The following is a 14619-nucleotide window of genomic DNA, read 5'->3' as shown; positions in this document are numbered from 1 at the left end:
TAACGCACATGACCACCCAGCACCGTATTGCCAAAGCCTTTGCCCTGACCGCCGGCATGAGCCTGCTTTCGCTGCAGGCCTGGGCCGGCGCCGATGCCGCCCTGTACGGCCCCAGCGCACCGAAAGGCTCGACCTTCGTGCGCATCTACAACGCCAGCAACCAGGCGGTCAGCGCCAGCGTCGGCAACACCCGGATCAACGACGTGGCGGCGCAAGCCAGCAGCGACTTCAGCTTCATGCCCCAGGGCGACTACAGCGCCAAGCTCGGCAGTCAGAGCCTGCCGGTCAAGCTCGCCTCGGACCACTACTACACCCTGGTCAACAACGCTTCGGGCGCCCCGCAACTGGTGGAGGAGCCGCCGTTCAAGAACAAACAGAAATCCCTGGTGCGGGTGCAGAACCTCAGCGACCAGGCCCTGACCCTGAAAACCGCCGACGGCAAGACCGAAGTGGTCAAGCCGGTGGCCGCCAAGGCCCGAGGCGAGCGCGAGATCAACCCGGTCAAGGTCAGCCTGGCGCTGTATGAAGGCGACAGAAAAGTCAGCGATCTGAAGCCGGTGGCTCTGGAGCGCGGCGAAGCAGCGGTGCTTTACGTCACCGGATCCGGCAGCAACCTGTCGCCGGTCTGGGTCAAGCGCCCGGTATCGACCCGTTAAGCAACTGCCTCTTTCAATCTTCGGAGAACACTCATGATTCCAGTCATTCTGTCCGGTGGTAGCGGTTCGCGTCTGTGGCCGCTGTCGCGCAAGCAGTTCCCCAAGCAGTTCCTGGCCCTGACCGGTGCACACACCTTGTTCCAGCAAACGGTCGAACGTCTGGTGTTCGAAGGCATGGACACGCCGATCGTGGTCTGCAACAAAGACCACACATTCATCGTCAACGAGCAACTGAGCAGCCTGAAACTGCAAACCCAGGCGATCCTCCTTGAACCGTTCGGCCGCAACACCGCACCGGCCGTAGCGCTGGCGGCGATGAAACTGGTCAATGAAGGCCGTGATGAGCTGATGCTGGTGCTGCCGGCCGATCACGTGATCGACGACCAGAAAGCCCTGCAACGTGCCCTGGCCCTGGCCACGGTAGCAGCCGAACGTGGCGAGATGGTGCTGTTCGGCGTGCCGGCGACCAAGCCGGAAACCGGCTATGGCTACATCAAGTCGAGCCAGGACGCACTGTTGCCCGAAGGCGTCAGCCGCGTCGTACAGTTCGTCGAAAAACCGGATGAGAAACGCGCCAAGGAGTTCGTCCAGGCCGGTGGTTACTTCTGGAACAGCGGCATGTTCCTGTTCCGCGCCAGCCGCTTCCTCGAAGAGCTGAAAAAGCATGACCCGGACATCTACGACACCTGCCTGCTGACCCTGGAGCGCAGCGAGGAAGATGGCAACAACCTGAGCATCGACGACGCCACTTTCGCCTGCTGCCCGGACAACTCCATCGACTACGCGGTGATGGAAAAAACCCAACGCGCCTGCGTGGTGCCGCTCAGTGCTGGCTGGAGTGATGTCGGTTGCTGGTCGTCGCTGTGGGACGTGCACGAAAAAGACAGCAACGGCAACGTCACCAAGGGCGACGTAGTGGTCCAGGACAGCCACAACTGCATGATCCACGGCAATGGCAAGCTGGTGTCGGTGATTGGCCTTGAGAACATCGTCGTGGTCGAGACCAAAGACGCGATGATGATCGCCCACAAGGACAAGGTCCAGGGCGTCAAACAGCTGGTCAACACCCTCAACGAACAGGGCCGCAGCGAAACCCAGAACCACTGCGAAGTGTACCGGCCGTGGGGCTCTTACGACTCGGTGGACATGGGCGGGCGTTTCCAGGTCAAGCACATCACCGTCAAGCCGGGCGCCTGCCTGTCGCTGCAGATGCACCACCACCGCGCCGAACACTGGATCGTGGTGTCGGGCACGGCCGAGGTGACCTGCGACGAGAACGTCTTCCTGCTCACCGAGAACCAGTCCACCTACATCCCGATCGCCTCGGTACACCGCCTGCGCAACCCGGGCAAGATCCCGCTGGAGATCATCGAAGTGCAGTCGGGCAGCTACCTGGGTGAAGACGATATCGAGCGCTTCGAAGATATCTATGGGCGCTCGACGCCGATCGAACGGGGGATCTCGATCAAGACTATCGCGCAGTAACAACCTCATCGCGGAGCCAGCCCGCTCCCACAGTGTGTGGGAGCGGGCTGGCCCCGCGATGCTTTTTGAGGCCCCCTCGGTTTGCGGTTAGGATAGAAGCACCTCTGCATACAAGGCCTCGTCCATGATCATCGGTGCCCTGCTCATCCTCACCTGGCTGGTCCTGCTGCTGCGCTACCCGGCCAAGGCCCTGCCCATTTCCCTGTCGGCGCTGTTCGGCCTGGGGCTGGTGGCGCTGTGGGTGGTCTGGCAGGACACCCGCGAAGCCAGCCAACTGGCGCGCCTGCAACTGCGCCTGAGCTACGCCCCGAACGACTGTCCCGCCGACCGCCCATTGCGCGTGCAGATGAACAATGGCAACGACGTGCCCCTGCTGGAGCTGCGCTGGCGGATAGCGGCCTATGCCCCCGGCGATACCGTCAATCTTGCCGAAAATACCTATTCCGCACCGCGCTACCGTGGCCCGGGCGAACTGCAACCTGGCGCCAGCTGGCAGGAGTGCCTACCGATGCCGCCCCTACGCGCAGGCTACCGGCCACAAAGTCTGGAATTTCGCGCAGAACACCTACAGGGCAGCTTCTCGCGCTGAGCACCTGGTATTTTTGTCAGGTTACCCAGGACTGAAAGCTGTGTTGAATAAGCACTGACTTGACGACCTTGGGAAGCGACAACATGGTGGATACTTCAGCATCCGTCCAGGCCGAGTTCTTGGCCCTGGTCAAGCGCATAAAAGATAAAGCAGCGCTGGATCGTCCGGCAGTGATTCTGGTTTATTCAGAAATCTGCCCGGCCTGCACAACCGCCAAGACAGCACTCACAGCGCTGGCCGACGATGGGTTTCGAGCACGCGTCGATTTCTACCAGATTCCCGGTGCAAGCTTTAAGGCAGCGCAATTGGACAGCGAGGTCGATCGCGTCCCCTCCTATCTCTTGTATGACCGCCAGAGCAATCGCAGCCTGTTTACCGGGGCAAGTACCGAGCTGTTGAAAAAATCCCTGGAGGACTTGCTTGCTGACGTAGAATTCGAGCCGTCTCCCCCCGCTTAAGGACAGCACCCATATGCCCAGCGTTCTGATCACCGGCTGCTCCAGTGGCATCGGCCTGGCCCTGGCCCAGGCTTTCAACACCGCGGGTTATGAGGTCTGGGCCACGGCACGCAAGGCCGAAGATGTGCAGCGCCTGAGCGAAACGGGCTTCAATGCCCGGCAACTGGATGTCAACGATCAAGCTACCCTGGCACAACTGGCCGACGAGCTGGCCCAGCGAGGCCATGGCCTTGACGTGCTGGTCAACAATGCCGGCTACGGCGCCATGGGCCCGCTGCTCGATGGCGGCGTCGAAGCCATGCAGCGCCAGTTTGAAACCAATGTGTTTGCCCTGGTCGGCGTCACCCGCGCGCTATTCCCGGCATTGCGCCGAAACAAGGGGCTGGTGGTGAACATCGGTAGCGTCTCCGGCGTACTGGTCACGCCCTTTGCCGGTGCCTACTGCGCTTCCAAAGCCGCCGTGCATGCCCTGAGCGATGCCCTGCGTCTGGAGCTGGCGCCGATGGGCATCCGCGTCATGGAGGTGCAACCGGGAGCGATTGCCACACAGTTTGCCGACAATGCCCAGACTCAGGCCGAACAGGTGTTGGCTGCCGACTCCCCCTGGTGGCCGCTGCGCGAACAGATCCACGCCCGGGCTCGCGCCTCTCAAGATCACCCAACGTCGGCTGCAAATTTCGCCCAAGGCCTGCTCGCGGCGGTGCACAAACAGCCTACGCCAGCATTGGTGCGTCTGGGCAACGGCAGCCGCGCGCTGCCGTTGATGGCCCGCTGGCTGCCGCGCATGCTGCTGGACACCGTACTGAAAAAGCGCTTCGGCCTTAGCCGCCCGCTTTAACCGCTGCGGTCATTGCCGGATCGAAGGCCTGCCAGCCACCACCCAGTGCCTTGTACAAACCAACCAAGGCCTGAGACACCGCCGCCGAGCTTTCGACCCACTGCTCCTCGCTTGCCAGCAAGGCACCCTGGACGCTGAGTACATTGAGAAAGTCCACCGCGCCTTCAACGTATTGTTGCTGCGCAGTCTGCAGGGCAATACGGTTCTGGCGCACCGCTTCGGCCAGCAGGTCGCGACGTAACTGGCTGGCGTTGTACAGGCGTAGCACATCGTCGATTTCATGCCAGGCGCGCAGCACCACCTGCTGATAGTGCAAAGCGGCTTCCTGCTGCTGGGCTTCACGCAACTCCAGCACGCCACGCAGGCGACCGCCGTCAAAGATCGGCAGGCTCACTTGCGGACCGATACCGAAGCGACGCGAGTCCCAGGCGCCGAAATCGGACAGTTGCATCGATTGAAAGCCAACATTGCCCGACAGCCGAATGCTCGGATAGAAATCGGCCTTGGCCACGCCAATGCTGGCGGTGGCCGCATGCAATTGGGCGGTGGCCTGGAGGATGTCCGGACGGCGCTCAGCCAGTTCCGAAGGTACGCCGATAGCAAAGTGCTGTTGCGGCGTCGGCATCGCGCCCGGCGTCAGCAATTCAGCCTGCAAGCTGCGTGGTGGTTCGGCCAGTAACAGGCTCAGGGCGTTGATCAGTTGCGCCTGGCGTTCTTCCAGGCTCGGCAGGCGCGCTTCGATCGAGGCTACCTGAGCGCTGGCCTGGGCCACATCCAGGGCGGTGGCGACACCATCGCGCAAACGCATTTGCGACAAGCGCAGGCTATGGCGCGAAACCTCGAGATTTTCCCGGGTCACGGCCAGGGTGCTTTGCACCGAGCGCAGCTGGATGTAACTGCCGGCCGTCTCGGCCAGCAACGACAACAGCACGCCACGGCGGTCGTTCTCGGCAACCTCAACCACCGCATCGGCAGCTTCCACCTGACGTCGTACCCGGCCCCACAGGTCCAGTTCCCAGCTGGCGGTCAGATCGCCCTGCCAGAGATTGAAGGCCGACTTGCCGCCCCTGCCGGACGGATCACTGAGGCCTTCAGCGCTGTTGCGGGCGCGGCTGTAGTCAGCATCGAGATCGACTGCAGGGGTTTGCTCGGAGGCGATGCTGCTGCGCAAGGCACGGCTTTGCAGCAGCCGTGCACTGGCGATCTGCAAGTCGAGGTTGCGCTGACTGGCACGCTCGACCAGAGCGCTGAGTTTGGCGTCATCGAAGCTCTCCCACCAGCGTTGCTCTATCGGGTCAGCCAGGGCCTGACTCGGCGCAGGCGTTTCCTGCAAAGGCGCCCAGGCTGCCGGGGCCTGGCTGGAAGGCTGGTGAAAGTCCGGACCCAGGGTGCAACCGGCCAGCAGGCTCAGCAGCAAAGGGCCTATAGCGAACGCAGGTTTCATCGGGCGCTGACCTCTTTACCGGAGGCGAGCCTGGCATCGGTATCGATCTTCGCCACCACCGACATGCCAACCCGCAGACGCTGCAGCAAGGGTTGATCGGCATCGAAGACGATCTTCACCGGAATCCGCTGCACCACCTTGGTGAAGTTGCCAGTAGCGTTGTCTGGCTTGACCGCCGCGAAGGTGACCCCGGTAGCCGGCGCGATGCTCTCGACCCGGCCGTGCAGGTACTCATCGGCGAAGGTATCGACGCGGATCTGCACCGGTTGCCCAGGCACTACATGGGTCAGCTGGGTTTCCTGAAAGTTGCCGACCACATAGGCGTGCTCCAGCGGCACCACCGACAGCAGCCGCGCCCCCGGATTGACGTAAGCGCCGACGCGCACCGCGCGCTCGCCGACCATGCCATCGATGGGCGCGACGATACGGGTATAGGACAGATCCAGCTGAGCCCGCTCAAGACTTGCCTGGGCATGTTTGAGGCCACCCTCGGCGCTGTCCACCTGCGCGCTGAGGATATCCACCTGCTTGCGCGCTGCGGCCAGCGCCGCCTGTGAGTTGGCCAGACGAGCACTGGTCTGATCGACCCGGCTGCGCGCCTGCTGGGCATTTTGCACGGTACCTGCGCCCTGCTCGGCCAGACGGCTGTGGCGGGTCAGTTCGTGATTGGCGAACGCCAGCTCGGCCTGGTCGGCATTCACTGCAGCCTGGGCCTGGGCGATAAGCGAAGCCTGGCGCTCGAGGGTCGCCCGGGCATTGTGCTGCTGCGCGGTAGACACCAGCAGTTGCGCCTGCGCCGCCGCCAGGGCCGCCTGATAATCACGGTCGTCGATCAGCGCCAGCACCTGTCCAGCTTTGACTTGCTGGTTGTCTGCAACCAGCACTTGCTTGATAAAGCCCGCCACCTTCGGCGCGACCACGGTGTAGTCCGCTGAAACATAGGCATCGTTGGTGCTCTGTTCGGCATTGCTGCCCAGTAACATCGGGCCAAGAACACCGGCCAGGCCCGCAAGCACCAACGCGGCAGCGATCAGGGCGGTTTTTCGGTGGGTGGTTATTGTCGTCATGTTTTTCTCTCAGAACAGCAACCTAAGCCACCGCACGCGGTGGGTAGATCCGGGTAGGCACAAAGGGAATCAGCAGGATCAGCGCCGCAGCCAGCACCGCCATGCACAGGTAGAGGTCAGCCGAGGCCAGCACCAGGGCCTGCTGGTGAATACGCTTGGCCAGTCCCGCCGCCTGGCTATCGGCCAGCGGCGAGTTGCCCAGGTTGTCGACCAGGACGTTGGAATGAAAATGCCGGCGTAGCGTGGTCAGCGCCTCCAGCACCCCGGTGGCGACCACCGAGGCCAGGCCCTTGACAGTGTTGAACCAGGCCGAAGCGAACGGGCCGTCCTGCGGGGTCATGCCGCCGGTGGCGAGCATCAGCAGCGGCAACACGGCCATGGGTTGGCCGAAGATGTGCAGCATCTGCAGCAGATAGAAGTTGTCGCGAATCCACACGCTGGTGAGCTGGCTACCCAGCACGCAAGACAACGCCAGCATGCCCAGGCCGATAGCCAGGACCCAACGGCAGTCCACTGCGCGGATGTTGCACAGCGCCGCGGTCAACGGCAGCGCGAGTAACTGCGGCAAGGCCACCAGCAGCAGCAACGGTGCGGTCTGCGCTGGGCGGTAACCCTGGATCTGGGCGAGGTGACTGGAGGGGATCAGGATCGCCGCCGACAGCACTATCAGCACACCAAACAAGGTGACCAGCGCGTGCGTCAGGTTGCGGGTCTTGAGCATCTGCAGCTTGAAGAACGGCAACGGCTCGGACCACTCGTTGAGCAGGAACAACACCAGCAACACCAGGCCACCACCCAGCAACCAGCAGATCAACGTTGAACTGAACCAACCCATGCGATCACCCAGGGTCAGGCCGATCACCAGCGCACAGATCGCCGGCAAACCGAGCAGCAGGCCGCGCCAGTCGAACTGCTTGAAGCGCTCCAGGCGCAGCGGATCCTGAGGCAGGCCCCAGGCCACACAGGCCATCGCCAGCAGTGAAGGCAGGATGATTTGCCAGAACGCCCACTGCCAACCGACATACTCGGTCCACAGGCCCGCCAGCGGTGTGCCCATGTTCGGCCCGAAGGTGGCGGTCAGGGCATAACCGGCAAGGCCATAGACCTTGATCCCCGGTGGCAGAAAGCGCAATGCGACACTCATCAGCATCGGCGGCAAGGCGCCCGACGCCAAGCCTTGCAAGGTACGCAACAGCATCAGGCTGGCCAGGTTCGGGGCATAGGGTTGCAGCAACCCGAGCAGGGCAAAGGCGCTAATGGCGCAGAGGGTGAAGCGACGCAAGGAAAAGGTGGCGGCCATCCACGGCGAAAAGGCCATGGCCGAGACCGATGCCGCCGCATACACGGCAATCAGCCAGGCACCTTCATCGGCACCGATAAACATGCCGCCACGGATGTCGGCCAGCGACACCTTGGTGACCATCTCGTTGAGGCCGGCGCACAATACCGCCAGCAACACGCCGAGCAGCCCGACCACAATGCGCGGGCCAAATGCACCCGGCGCTGCGGGGCTAGCCACAGGCTTGGGCGCGACAGCGGTGGGCAGCGCAGTCAACGAACTCATTAAAGACATCTCCGGGGGTAAACAACTACCGGCAGAAGTCTATGAAGCGGCAATGATGACGAAAACTGACATATTGGCAGTTTACTAGTGCAGCAAACGCACGCCTGGCTTCAAGGGCTTTCGCTGCAACATGCTTTCAGCGTCTGACGTAACCAGCGGTGCGCCGGATCATTGTCAAAACGCGGGTGCCAGGCTTGCATCACCGTCACCCGCTCCATCGGCAACGGAATACGGAACGAGCGCAGCGGCAGACCGAGCTTGGTCACGCTGGAGAGAATATTGGCCGGCATCGGCAGCAGCAGGTCGGAGTCCGGCAGGGAGAACATCGCCGAGTGAAAGCTCGGAGTGATCAGGGCGACGCGCCGCTGCACCTTGTAGTTGGCCAACTCGATATCAATCGGCCCATTGGCGCGGCCACGACGCGACACGCTGATCTGCGGGTAAGCGGCAAAGCGCTCGGGGGTGATCGGCGCGTCGAAGATCGGGTGATCCTGGCGGGCCAGGCCGACATAGATGGTGTTGAACAGGCTCTGCACCTTGATCTCGGGGCCCAGATCAATGGTCGAACTGACGAGCAAGTCGGTGCGCCCGTCGCGCAGCACCGAATCGTCATCGCCACCGCTTTCCGGGACGAAACGCAACACGGTACGCGGCGCCTGCTCATGCATCATGCGCAGCAACTGCGCGCCATACAGGGCGATGAACAGGTCATTGGTGCGAATGTTGAACGCCCGGTCCAGCATGGCCAGGTCGACTTCCTCACGGCTGCGGAACACCAGACCGGCCTGCTCGACCAGCGCCCGCACCTGGTCATGCAAGGCCAACGCCCGCGGTGTCGGCACCAAACCGCGACCGGCGCGGACCAGAATCGGATCGCCAATCGCCTCGCGGATTCGCCCCAGGGTCCGGCTCATTGCCGCAGGACTCAGGTTCATGCGCCGTGCAGCGCCGACCACACTGCCCTCATCGAGCAACGCATCGAGGGCGACCAACAGGTTCATATCCGGAATCTGCATTGCCAGGTATCCATAGGCTAAGAAATACGGATGTTAACAGCTCGGCTGCAAGCGCCGGGTTGCGCCGCACACAACTACACAGTGCATGCCGGGCCATTTATCCGCGCCAGGCCTTGGCCAACAATAGCCGGCTCGATATTGGCCCAGTGGAGCCGTGCATGCTCAGTCCCGTGTTGATCGCCATCGATGGCTCCAGTGCCTCTCAGGGCTTGCTGGACCTTGTGCAACAGTTCTGTCAGCCCAGCCGCCATCGCTTGCAGGTGCTGCTGGCGATCGACGGTGCGTTTTCCCTGAGCGATGGTCCCGGGGCGATCAGCCTGTACGAGCAACAGGAGTTTCCGGCCGCCACTGACGAGCAGCGCCATGCCGTTGCTGCTGTGCAACAGGCGCTGCGACGCTTGCGGGTCTTGGGCTTCGAGAGCGAAGGCAAACTGGCCCAGGACGATCCGGTGACGGCGATTGTCAGCGAAGCGCAGCGGCTCGAGTGCGCGTTGATCATCATCGGCCATCGGCACCTGAACCGCCTGGGGCGCTTGCTCGATCCGTCGATCAGTAACAAGGTCATTGATCAGGTGAGCTGCCCGGTGTTGGTGGATTCGCGGAGCGCCTAAAGAGCTTCGCGGGGCAAGCCCGCTCCTACCGGCTCGGTGGGAGCGGTCTTGCCCCGCGATGGCTTCAGTACCACCGTACAGGTCGTCCCCGCCGCCAGCAAAAAACCCTCCGGTACTTCGTCGATATGAATCCGCACCGGCACCCGTTGGGCCAGGCGCACCCAGTTGAAGGTCGGGTTGACGTCGGCAATCAGTTCACGGCTTTGCGGATTGTCGCGGTCGTAGATGCCGCGGGAAATACTCTCCACATGACCCCTGAGCACTTCACCGCTCATCATCTGCAGATCAGCCTGGTCACCGACTTTCACATGCGGCAGCTTGGTCTCTTCGAAGAAGCCATAGACCCAGAACGAATCCTTGTCGACCACTGCCATCTTCGGCTCGCCGGTGCGCGCATAGTCGCCGCGGTGCACGTTGAGGTTGGTCACGTAGCCATCGACGGTGGCGAGGATTCTGGTCCGTTTGAGATCCAGCTCAGCGGCCGCCAGTTGCGCCTGCGCATGCTGATAGTCGGCCAGCGCCGAGTTGGCGATATTGCTGGCGTCGTCGCGGTTCTCGCGGGAGATCACCAGGTTATCCATATCCGCACGCCGGTGGGCGTTGACCTTGCGCATTTCCCAGGTGGCCTTGCGAGAGGCCACCAGAGCCCGGGCCTGTTTGACCGCCACTTCATAATGCTCAGGGTCGATCTGCAGCAGCAAGTCACCCTTCTTTACCAACTGGTTGTCGCGCACCGGCACATCGACGACATAGCCCGGCACATCGGCGGCGACGTTGATGATATCGGCGCGCACCCGCCCGTCCCGGGTCCAGGGCGTGTTCATGTAGTGCACCCAGAGCTGGCGGCCGATCACCACGGCAGCAGCCAGCACGAGCAAGGTGGCGATCAGGCTGAAAAACTTTTTCATCAACAGGGGTCTCAACGGTAGAGAGTCAGGGCCATGGATCCGAACAAACAGATAAACAGGCACAGGCGCAGCAGCGCCGGGTGCCAGAAAAAGCGGTAGCCGTCATAGCTGGCGATAAAGCGGTCCAGGCCCCAGGCAAGCCCGGCGGCGAACAGGAACATCAGGGTCATGGTTGGCATGTAGACGCCATGGAAGGCGATTTCACGAGGCATGGGGCAGTCCTTGGGCCGGGGCCAGTGCAGCCAGCGGCGACTGGGGGTCGAGCAGCGAAGTACGGATGAAATGCAGGTAGCTCTGCACGCGGCGCAGGGCCGAGGTGTCAAAGTGTCGGGCAAAGGGCTCATCGGTGGCCTGTACGCGGCTGATGGCGTGGTCCACCGCAACCAGGGCACGTTCGTGGTTGCTCGCGCTCGGCTGCAGGAACAAGCGCGCCAAAGCCCGACCCATGACCCGGATTGCCTGACGCCAGGGTTGCGACTCGGCATAACACGGGTGCACCGGCAGGATCGCCTGCTCTTTGCGCAACTCGATGATCGCGTGCCCCACCTCCAGCACCAGGAACATCCAGCGCAACAGGTTGCTCTGCACCTGCGGTTTACCGGCGGCCAGGCCATAGGCCTGGTGCAGCAGGTCGCGGGTGCGGCTTTCAAAGCCCGACCCCAAGCCACGCAAGCGTCCGCTGATGGCGAACAGCACCTGGCTGCGCAAGTCCTGCTCCAGGCGGCTCCACAACCAGCGGCTGTTCGGCGGCAGGATGATTGCCCCGGCAGCGGCACACACCAGCATGCCGATGACCATGGCGATGTAGTCGTTGATGAAGTTGTAAGGGTTGTAGACCGTCAGGTTGTCCGGCACCGAACCTGTGGCGAAGAAGATCAGCAGGCCCAGGCCGACACCGGCATATGCAGGCCGCGAAGCCAGGAATGCGCCCAGCACGAACACCGGTGCCAGCACCAGGCAGAGCAAGGGGAAGCCGTCGATCCAGGGGAACACGAAGAAGGTTTCGAAAAAGCCGATAAAGGCCCCGATCAAGGTCCCGCAGGCCATCTGGAACGACATCCGCTTGGGGTTCGGCGAGGCCGCCGACAAGCCCACGGTGGCGGCGGCGATCAAGGTCATCATCGCCCCGCTCGGCCAGGCCGTGAGGATCCAGAAGCTGCCCAGCACCAGGAGGATGAACGAAGCGCGCAAACCCGCTGCCAGCGATACCATCCAGTTGGTCTGCGCCACATAGGACTCGTCCCACTGCTCACGGGCATGGTTGTGCTCGGCCAGCGAGGCGTGGGTCAGAGCGTAGCTGTGCAGGTCATCGACAAAGCGGTACAACAGTTCGTAGGCGGTATGAAAATCAAGCAGATCGGCATCGCTCGGCCCGCTCTCGACATAGGCAGCGCGCAGGCTGCGCACCCGTTCCGGCAAACCTTCCTTGTAGGCAGCCAGTTGCTCGGCCAGGCGCGCGGCATCGGCACTGGTCAGCGCCCGGCCGGCATAGGCATCGAGCAGTTCGGCCAAAGCCTTGAGGCCGGGTTCGATCGCCGGGACGAGCTGTAACGGACCACGCAGGCGCAGGCGCTCAAGCAACTGGTGCAAGGCGTTGAAGCGCGTGGTGATGGCCATGAACTCGCTGTTCATGCGTCCCAGCCGCCCGTTGCGGCGGCGCATGTGCGGATCTTCGAAGGCGGTGACGTTGCGCAGGCTTTCCAGGCCAACCGCTTCGGCGATAAAGCGCACGTTGCTGCTTTCGAAGCGATCGCGCTGACTGTCGCCACGCAGGCCTTCGATGACGAAACCGGCGAACACCCCGAAGCGCTGGTACAGGGCATTGCGCATCGCCGCACCGGCCGACTGCGGCAGGATCGCGGCGCTGACCAGGGTCGATACCAGAATCCCCAAGGAGATTTCCAGTACCCGCCAGACCGCCGCCATGAACGCCCCGTCCGGGTGCTCCAGGGCGGGTAATCCGACCATCGCCGCGGTGTAGCCCGCCAGCACGAAACCGTAGGCCTGAAAGGTCCGATAGCGCATGGCACCTGCCGAGCACAAGCCCACCCAGATCGCCAGGCTCGGCAGGAACAGTTCAGTATTTTGCGCAAACAGGGCGATCAAGGTCACCATCATCGACGAGCCGGCCAAGGTCCCGAGCAAGCGCCAGAAGCTCTTGGCAAACACGTGTCCGCTCTGTGGTTGCATGACGATGAACACGGTGATCATCGCTGTACGCGGCTGCGGCAACTCCAGGCGCATGGCCAGCCACAGGGTCAGGAAGGCGGCGCTGAGGACCTTGAAGATGTAGACCCAGGTCACCCCGTCGGTGCGTGCCCACTCAAAAAAACCACGGCGCCACTCAAGGCTTGCCAACCAGCGAAACGGCAGGCTCAGTGCGCTCATTCGGCGTGGCTCGGCTTATCGAAAATCGCCAGGGTTGCCGGGGTTTTCGGTGCCTGCTGTTTATCTTCGCCCGGCACGTCTTCACCCGCGCCCAAACCGCCGCCCAAGGCCGTGACCAGCTCGGCATGCGCGGTCAGGCGTGCGGCCTCGACCTGCTGCTGGATCTGCTGCTGGCGAAACAACAAGGTCTGGGCATTGAGCACATTGAGGTAATCGGTCAGGCCGCGCTGGAAGGCGATCATGGCGATGTCGTAGGTCTTCTGCGCCGACGCCACCGACTCGGCAGCAAAATGCTGCTGCTCGTTCATCGATTCACGGCGAATCAGCTGATCGGAGATGCCCTTGAGTGCCTCGACCACTGTCTGGTTATAGCGCGCCACAGCGATGTCATAGCCGGCCGAAGCGACACCCAGTTGCGAGCGCAGGCGGCCGCCGTCGAACACCGGCAGGCTGATGGCGGGACCGACGTTGTAGTTGAACTTGCGCCCGGTCAGGAACTCCAGTGGACCACCACCGGTGGCCATGAAGCCGAGCCCGCCGACCAGATCGACGTTGGGGAAAAACCCGGCGTGGGCGACGTCAATACCGCGCGCCTGGGCCGCGACCTGCCAGCGGCTGGCAACCACATCCGGACGCTGGCCGACCAGCTCGGCAGGCAACGCCGACGGCAGTTTCAACGCAGCACCAAGGGCCAGTTGCGGACGCTGCAGTTGCGCGCCCTCACCCGGACCTTTACCGGCCAAAGCCGCCAGCTGGTTACGCGCCAGGGCGATTTCTTCGTTCAGCGCATCAAGCTGGCGATGGGTTTCCGGTAGCGGCGTCTGCGCCTGACTGACTTCGAAATGGGTACCGATGCCACCGGCCAGACGGCGCTCGGCCAGAGCCAGGATCTGCTCCTGCTGCTCAAGTTCAGCCTTGACGATATCGCGCTGGGCAAAGTGCAGGGCCAGCTGGATGTACACCTTGACGATGTTGTTCTGCAACTCCAACTGCGCTTGGCGCAACTGCGCCGCGCTCATATGGGCCATGTCCACGGCCTGCTCGCTGGCATTGCGCTCGCGGCCCCAGAGGTCCAGGGCGTAACTGAAGCCGAGGGCGGCGTTGTTGTCCCAGGTGTTGGCCCCGGACAACGCCCCCGGGCCATAGAACTGGTCTTCTGGCCAGTTGTGGCGCTTGAGCGTCGACTCGCCATTGACCTGCAGTTTCTCGGCAGACTCGACCACCCCCGCCATGGCTTTGGCCTCACGTACCCGCGCGGCGGCCATGGCCATGCTCGGGCTGTCGTTGACCGCCAGGGCAATCCAGCGGTCCAGTTGTGGATCGCCATAGGCGCGCCACCACTGCTGGTCAGGCCAGTGGGCATCACGGGCGGCCTCGCGGATCGCCTCGTCGGTGGTCAGGGTATTGGCTTGCAGCGTCTTGCTTTGCGGGGCAATGCCCCAGGTTCCGATACAGCCGCTCAAGGTCAAGCTAAGGGCACAGACACTGAGCGCATTCAGCGCTCTGATGATGCGACGCGGCACAGCTGCGAATTCCCGACATAGAAGGTGGATGACGCTTGGAGAGGCAATTCTAGGGGGCCGCCGCACTGGCGA

General features: G+C 63.0%; 14 protein-coding genes. 6 read left to right on the top strand and 8 right to left on the bottom strand.

All coding sequences use genetic code 11. The features are described from left to right. Positions 1-8 precede the first annotated feature (8 nt). The 5 genes from C6382_RS14220 to C6382_RS14200 all read left to right on the top strand — a co-directional run bounded on the left by C6382_RS14220 (position 9) and on the right by C6382_RS14200 (position 4026). A complete protein-coding gene (locus C6382_RS14220) occupies positions 9-656 on the top strand; it encodes an alginate O-acetyltransferase AlgF (RefSeq protein WP_107025055.1) in 648 nt (215 codons plus the stop codon). A gap of 33 nt (positions 657-689) precedes the next feature. Continuing rightward, positions 690-2141, top strand: a complete 1452-nt coding sequence (locus tag C6382_RS14215) for a mannose-1-phosphate guanylyltransferase/mannose-6-phosphate isomerase (RefSeq protein WP_107025054.1) — start codon at positions 690-692, stop codon at positions 2139-2141. Positions 2142-2265: 124 nt separating this feature from the next. Further along, on the top strand, positions 2266-2730 hold the full coding sequence (locus tag C6382_RS14210) for a multidrug transporter (RefSeq protein ID WP_107025053.1): 465 nt from the start codon (positions 2266-2268) through the stop codon (positions 2728-2730). Between the two features lie 83 nt (positions 2731-2813). Beyond that, a complete protein-coding gene (locus tag C6382_RS14205; RefSeq protein WP_107025052.1) occupies positions 2814-3188 on the top strand; it encodes a hypothetical protein in 375 nt (124 codons plus the stop codon). Between the two features lie 13 nt (positions 3189-3201). Then, positions 3202-4026, top strand: coding sequence for an SDR family oxidoreductase (locus C6382_RS14200; RefSeq protein WP_107025051.1), 825 nt, complete (start codon positions 3202-3204; stop codon positions 4024-4026). On the opposite strand, the gene C6382_RS14195 is transcribed toward C6382_RS14200, so the two are convergent. The 4 genes from C6382_RS14195 to C6382_RS14180 all read right to left on the bottom strand — a co-directional run bounded on the left by C6382_RS14195 (position 4010) and on the right by C6382_RS14180 (position 9117). Further along, positions 4010-5470 carry an efflux transporter outer membrane subunit gene (locus C6382_RS14195; protein ID WP_107025050.1) on the bottom strand — a complete coding sequence of 487 codons (1461 nt, stop codon included), beginning with the start codon at positions 5468-5470 and terminating at the stop codon, positions 4010-4012. The two genes, C6382_RS14200 and C6382_RS14195, sit on opposite strands and share 17 nt — an antisense overlap. After that, positions 5467-6528, bottom strand: coding sequence for an HlyD family secretion protein (locus tag C6382_RS14190; RefSeq protein ID WP_107025129.1), 1062 nt, complete (start codon positions 6526-6528; stop codon positions 5467-5469). The genes C6382_RS14195 and C6382_RS14190 overlap by 4 nt, the downstream gene beginning before the upstream one ends. A 31-nt stretch (positions 6529-6559) precedes the next feature. Then, on the bottom strand, positions 6560-8101 hold the full coding sequence (locus tag C6382_RS14185) for an MFS transporter (protein WP_107025049.1): 1542 nt from the start codon (positions 8099-8101) through the stop codon (positions 6560-6562). A 110-nt stretch (positions 8102-8211) separates the two neighbouring features. Continuing rightward, positions 8212-9117 (bottom strand): LysR family transcriptional regulator, encoded by a 906-nt coding sequence (locus tag C6382_RS14180; protein ID WP_107025048.1) that lies wholly within the window; start codon positions 9115-9117, stop codon positions 8212-8214. Between the two features lie 158 nt (positions 9118-9275). On the opposite strand from C6382_RS14180, the gene C6382_RS14175 reads away from it, so the two are divergent. Then, complete coding sequence (locus tag C6382_RS14175) at positions 9276-9728, top strand: universal stress protein (protein ID WP_107025047.1); 453 nt, start codon at positions 9276-9278, stop codon at positions 9726-9728. Here the strand turns inward: C6382_RS14175 and C6382_RS14170 are convergent. The 4 genes from C6382_RS14170 to C6382_RS14155 are packed head-to-tail and all read right to left on the bottom strand — an operon-like array spanning position 9725 to position 14547. Then, on the bottom strand, positions 9725-10636 hold the full coding sequence (locus tag C6382_RS14170; RefSeq protein WP_107025046.1) for an HlyD family secretion protein: 912 nt from the start codon (positions 10634-10636) through the stop codon (positions 9725-9727). The genes C6382_RS14175 and C6382_RS14170 overlap by 4 nt on opposite strands. A gap of 11 nt (positions 10637-10647) precedes the next feature. Next, positions 10648-10848, bottom strand: coding sequence for a DUF1656 domain-containing protein (locus tag C6382_RS14165; RefSeq protein ID WP_038607063.1), 201 nt, complete (start codon positions 10846-10848; stop codon positions 10648-10650). Then, a complete protein-coding gene (locus tag C6382_RS14160) occupies positions 10838-13024 on the bottom strand; it encodes an FUSC family protein (RefSeq protein ID WP_107025045.1) in 2187 nt (728 codons plus the stop codon). The genes C6382_RS14165 and C6382_RS14160 overlap by 11 nt, the downstream gene beginning before the upstream one ends. Continuing rightward, complete coding sequence (locus tag C6382_RS14155) at positions 13021-14547, bottom strand: efflux transporter outer membrane subunit (protein WP_107025044.1); 1527 nt, start codon at positions 14545-14547, stop codon at positions 13021-13023. The genes C6382_RS14160 and C6382_RS14155 overlap by 4 nt, the downstream gene beginning before the upstream one ends. Between the last annotated feature and the right edge of the window lie 72 nt (positions 14548-14619).

This window comes from Pseudomonas sp. BBP2017 (assembly GCF_003024385.1).
GTDB lineage: Bacteria > Pseudomonadota > Gammaproteobacteria > Pseudomonadales > Pseudomonadaceae > Aquipseudomonas.
The sequence above is the reverse complement of the archived record's forward strand: the minus strand, read 5'-3'. Positions and strand labels throughout refer to the sequence as shown.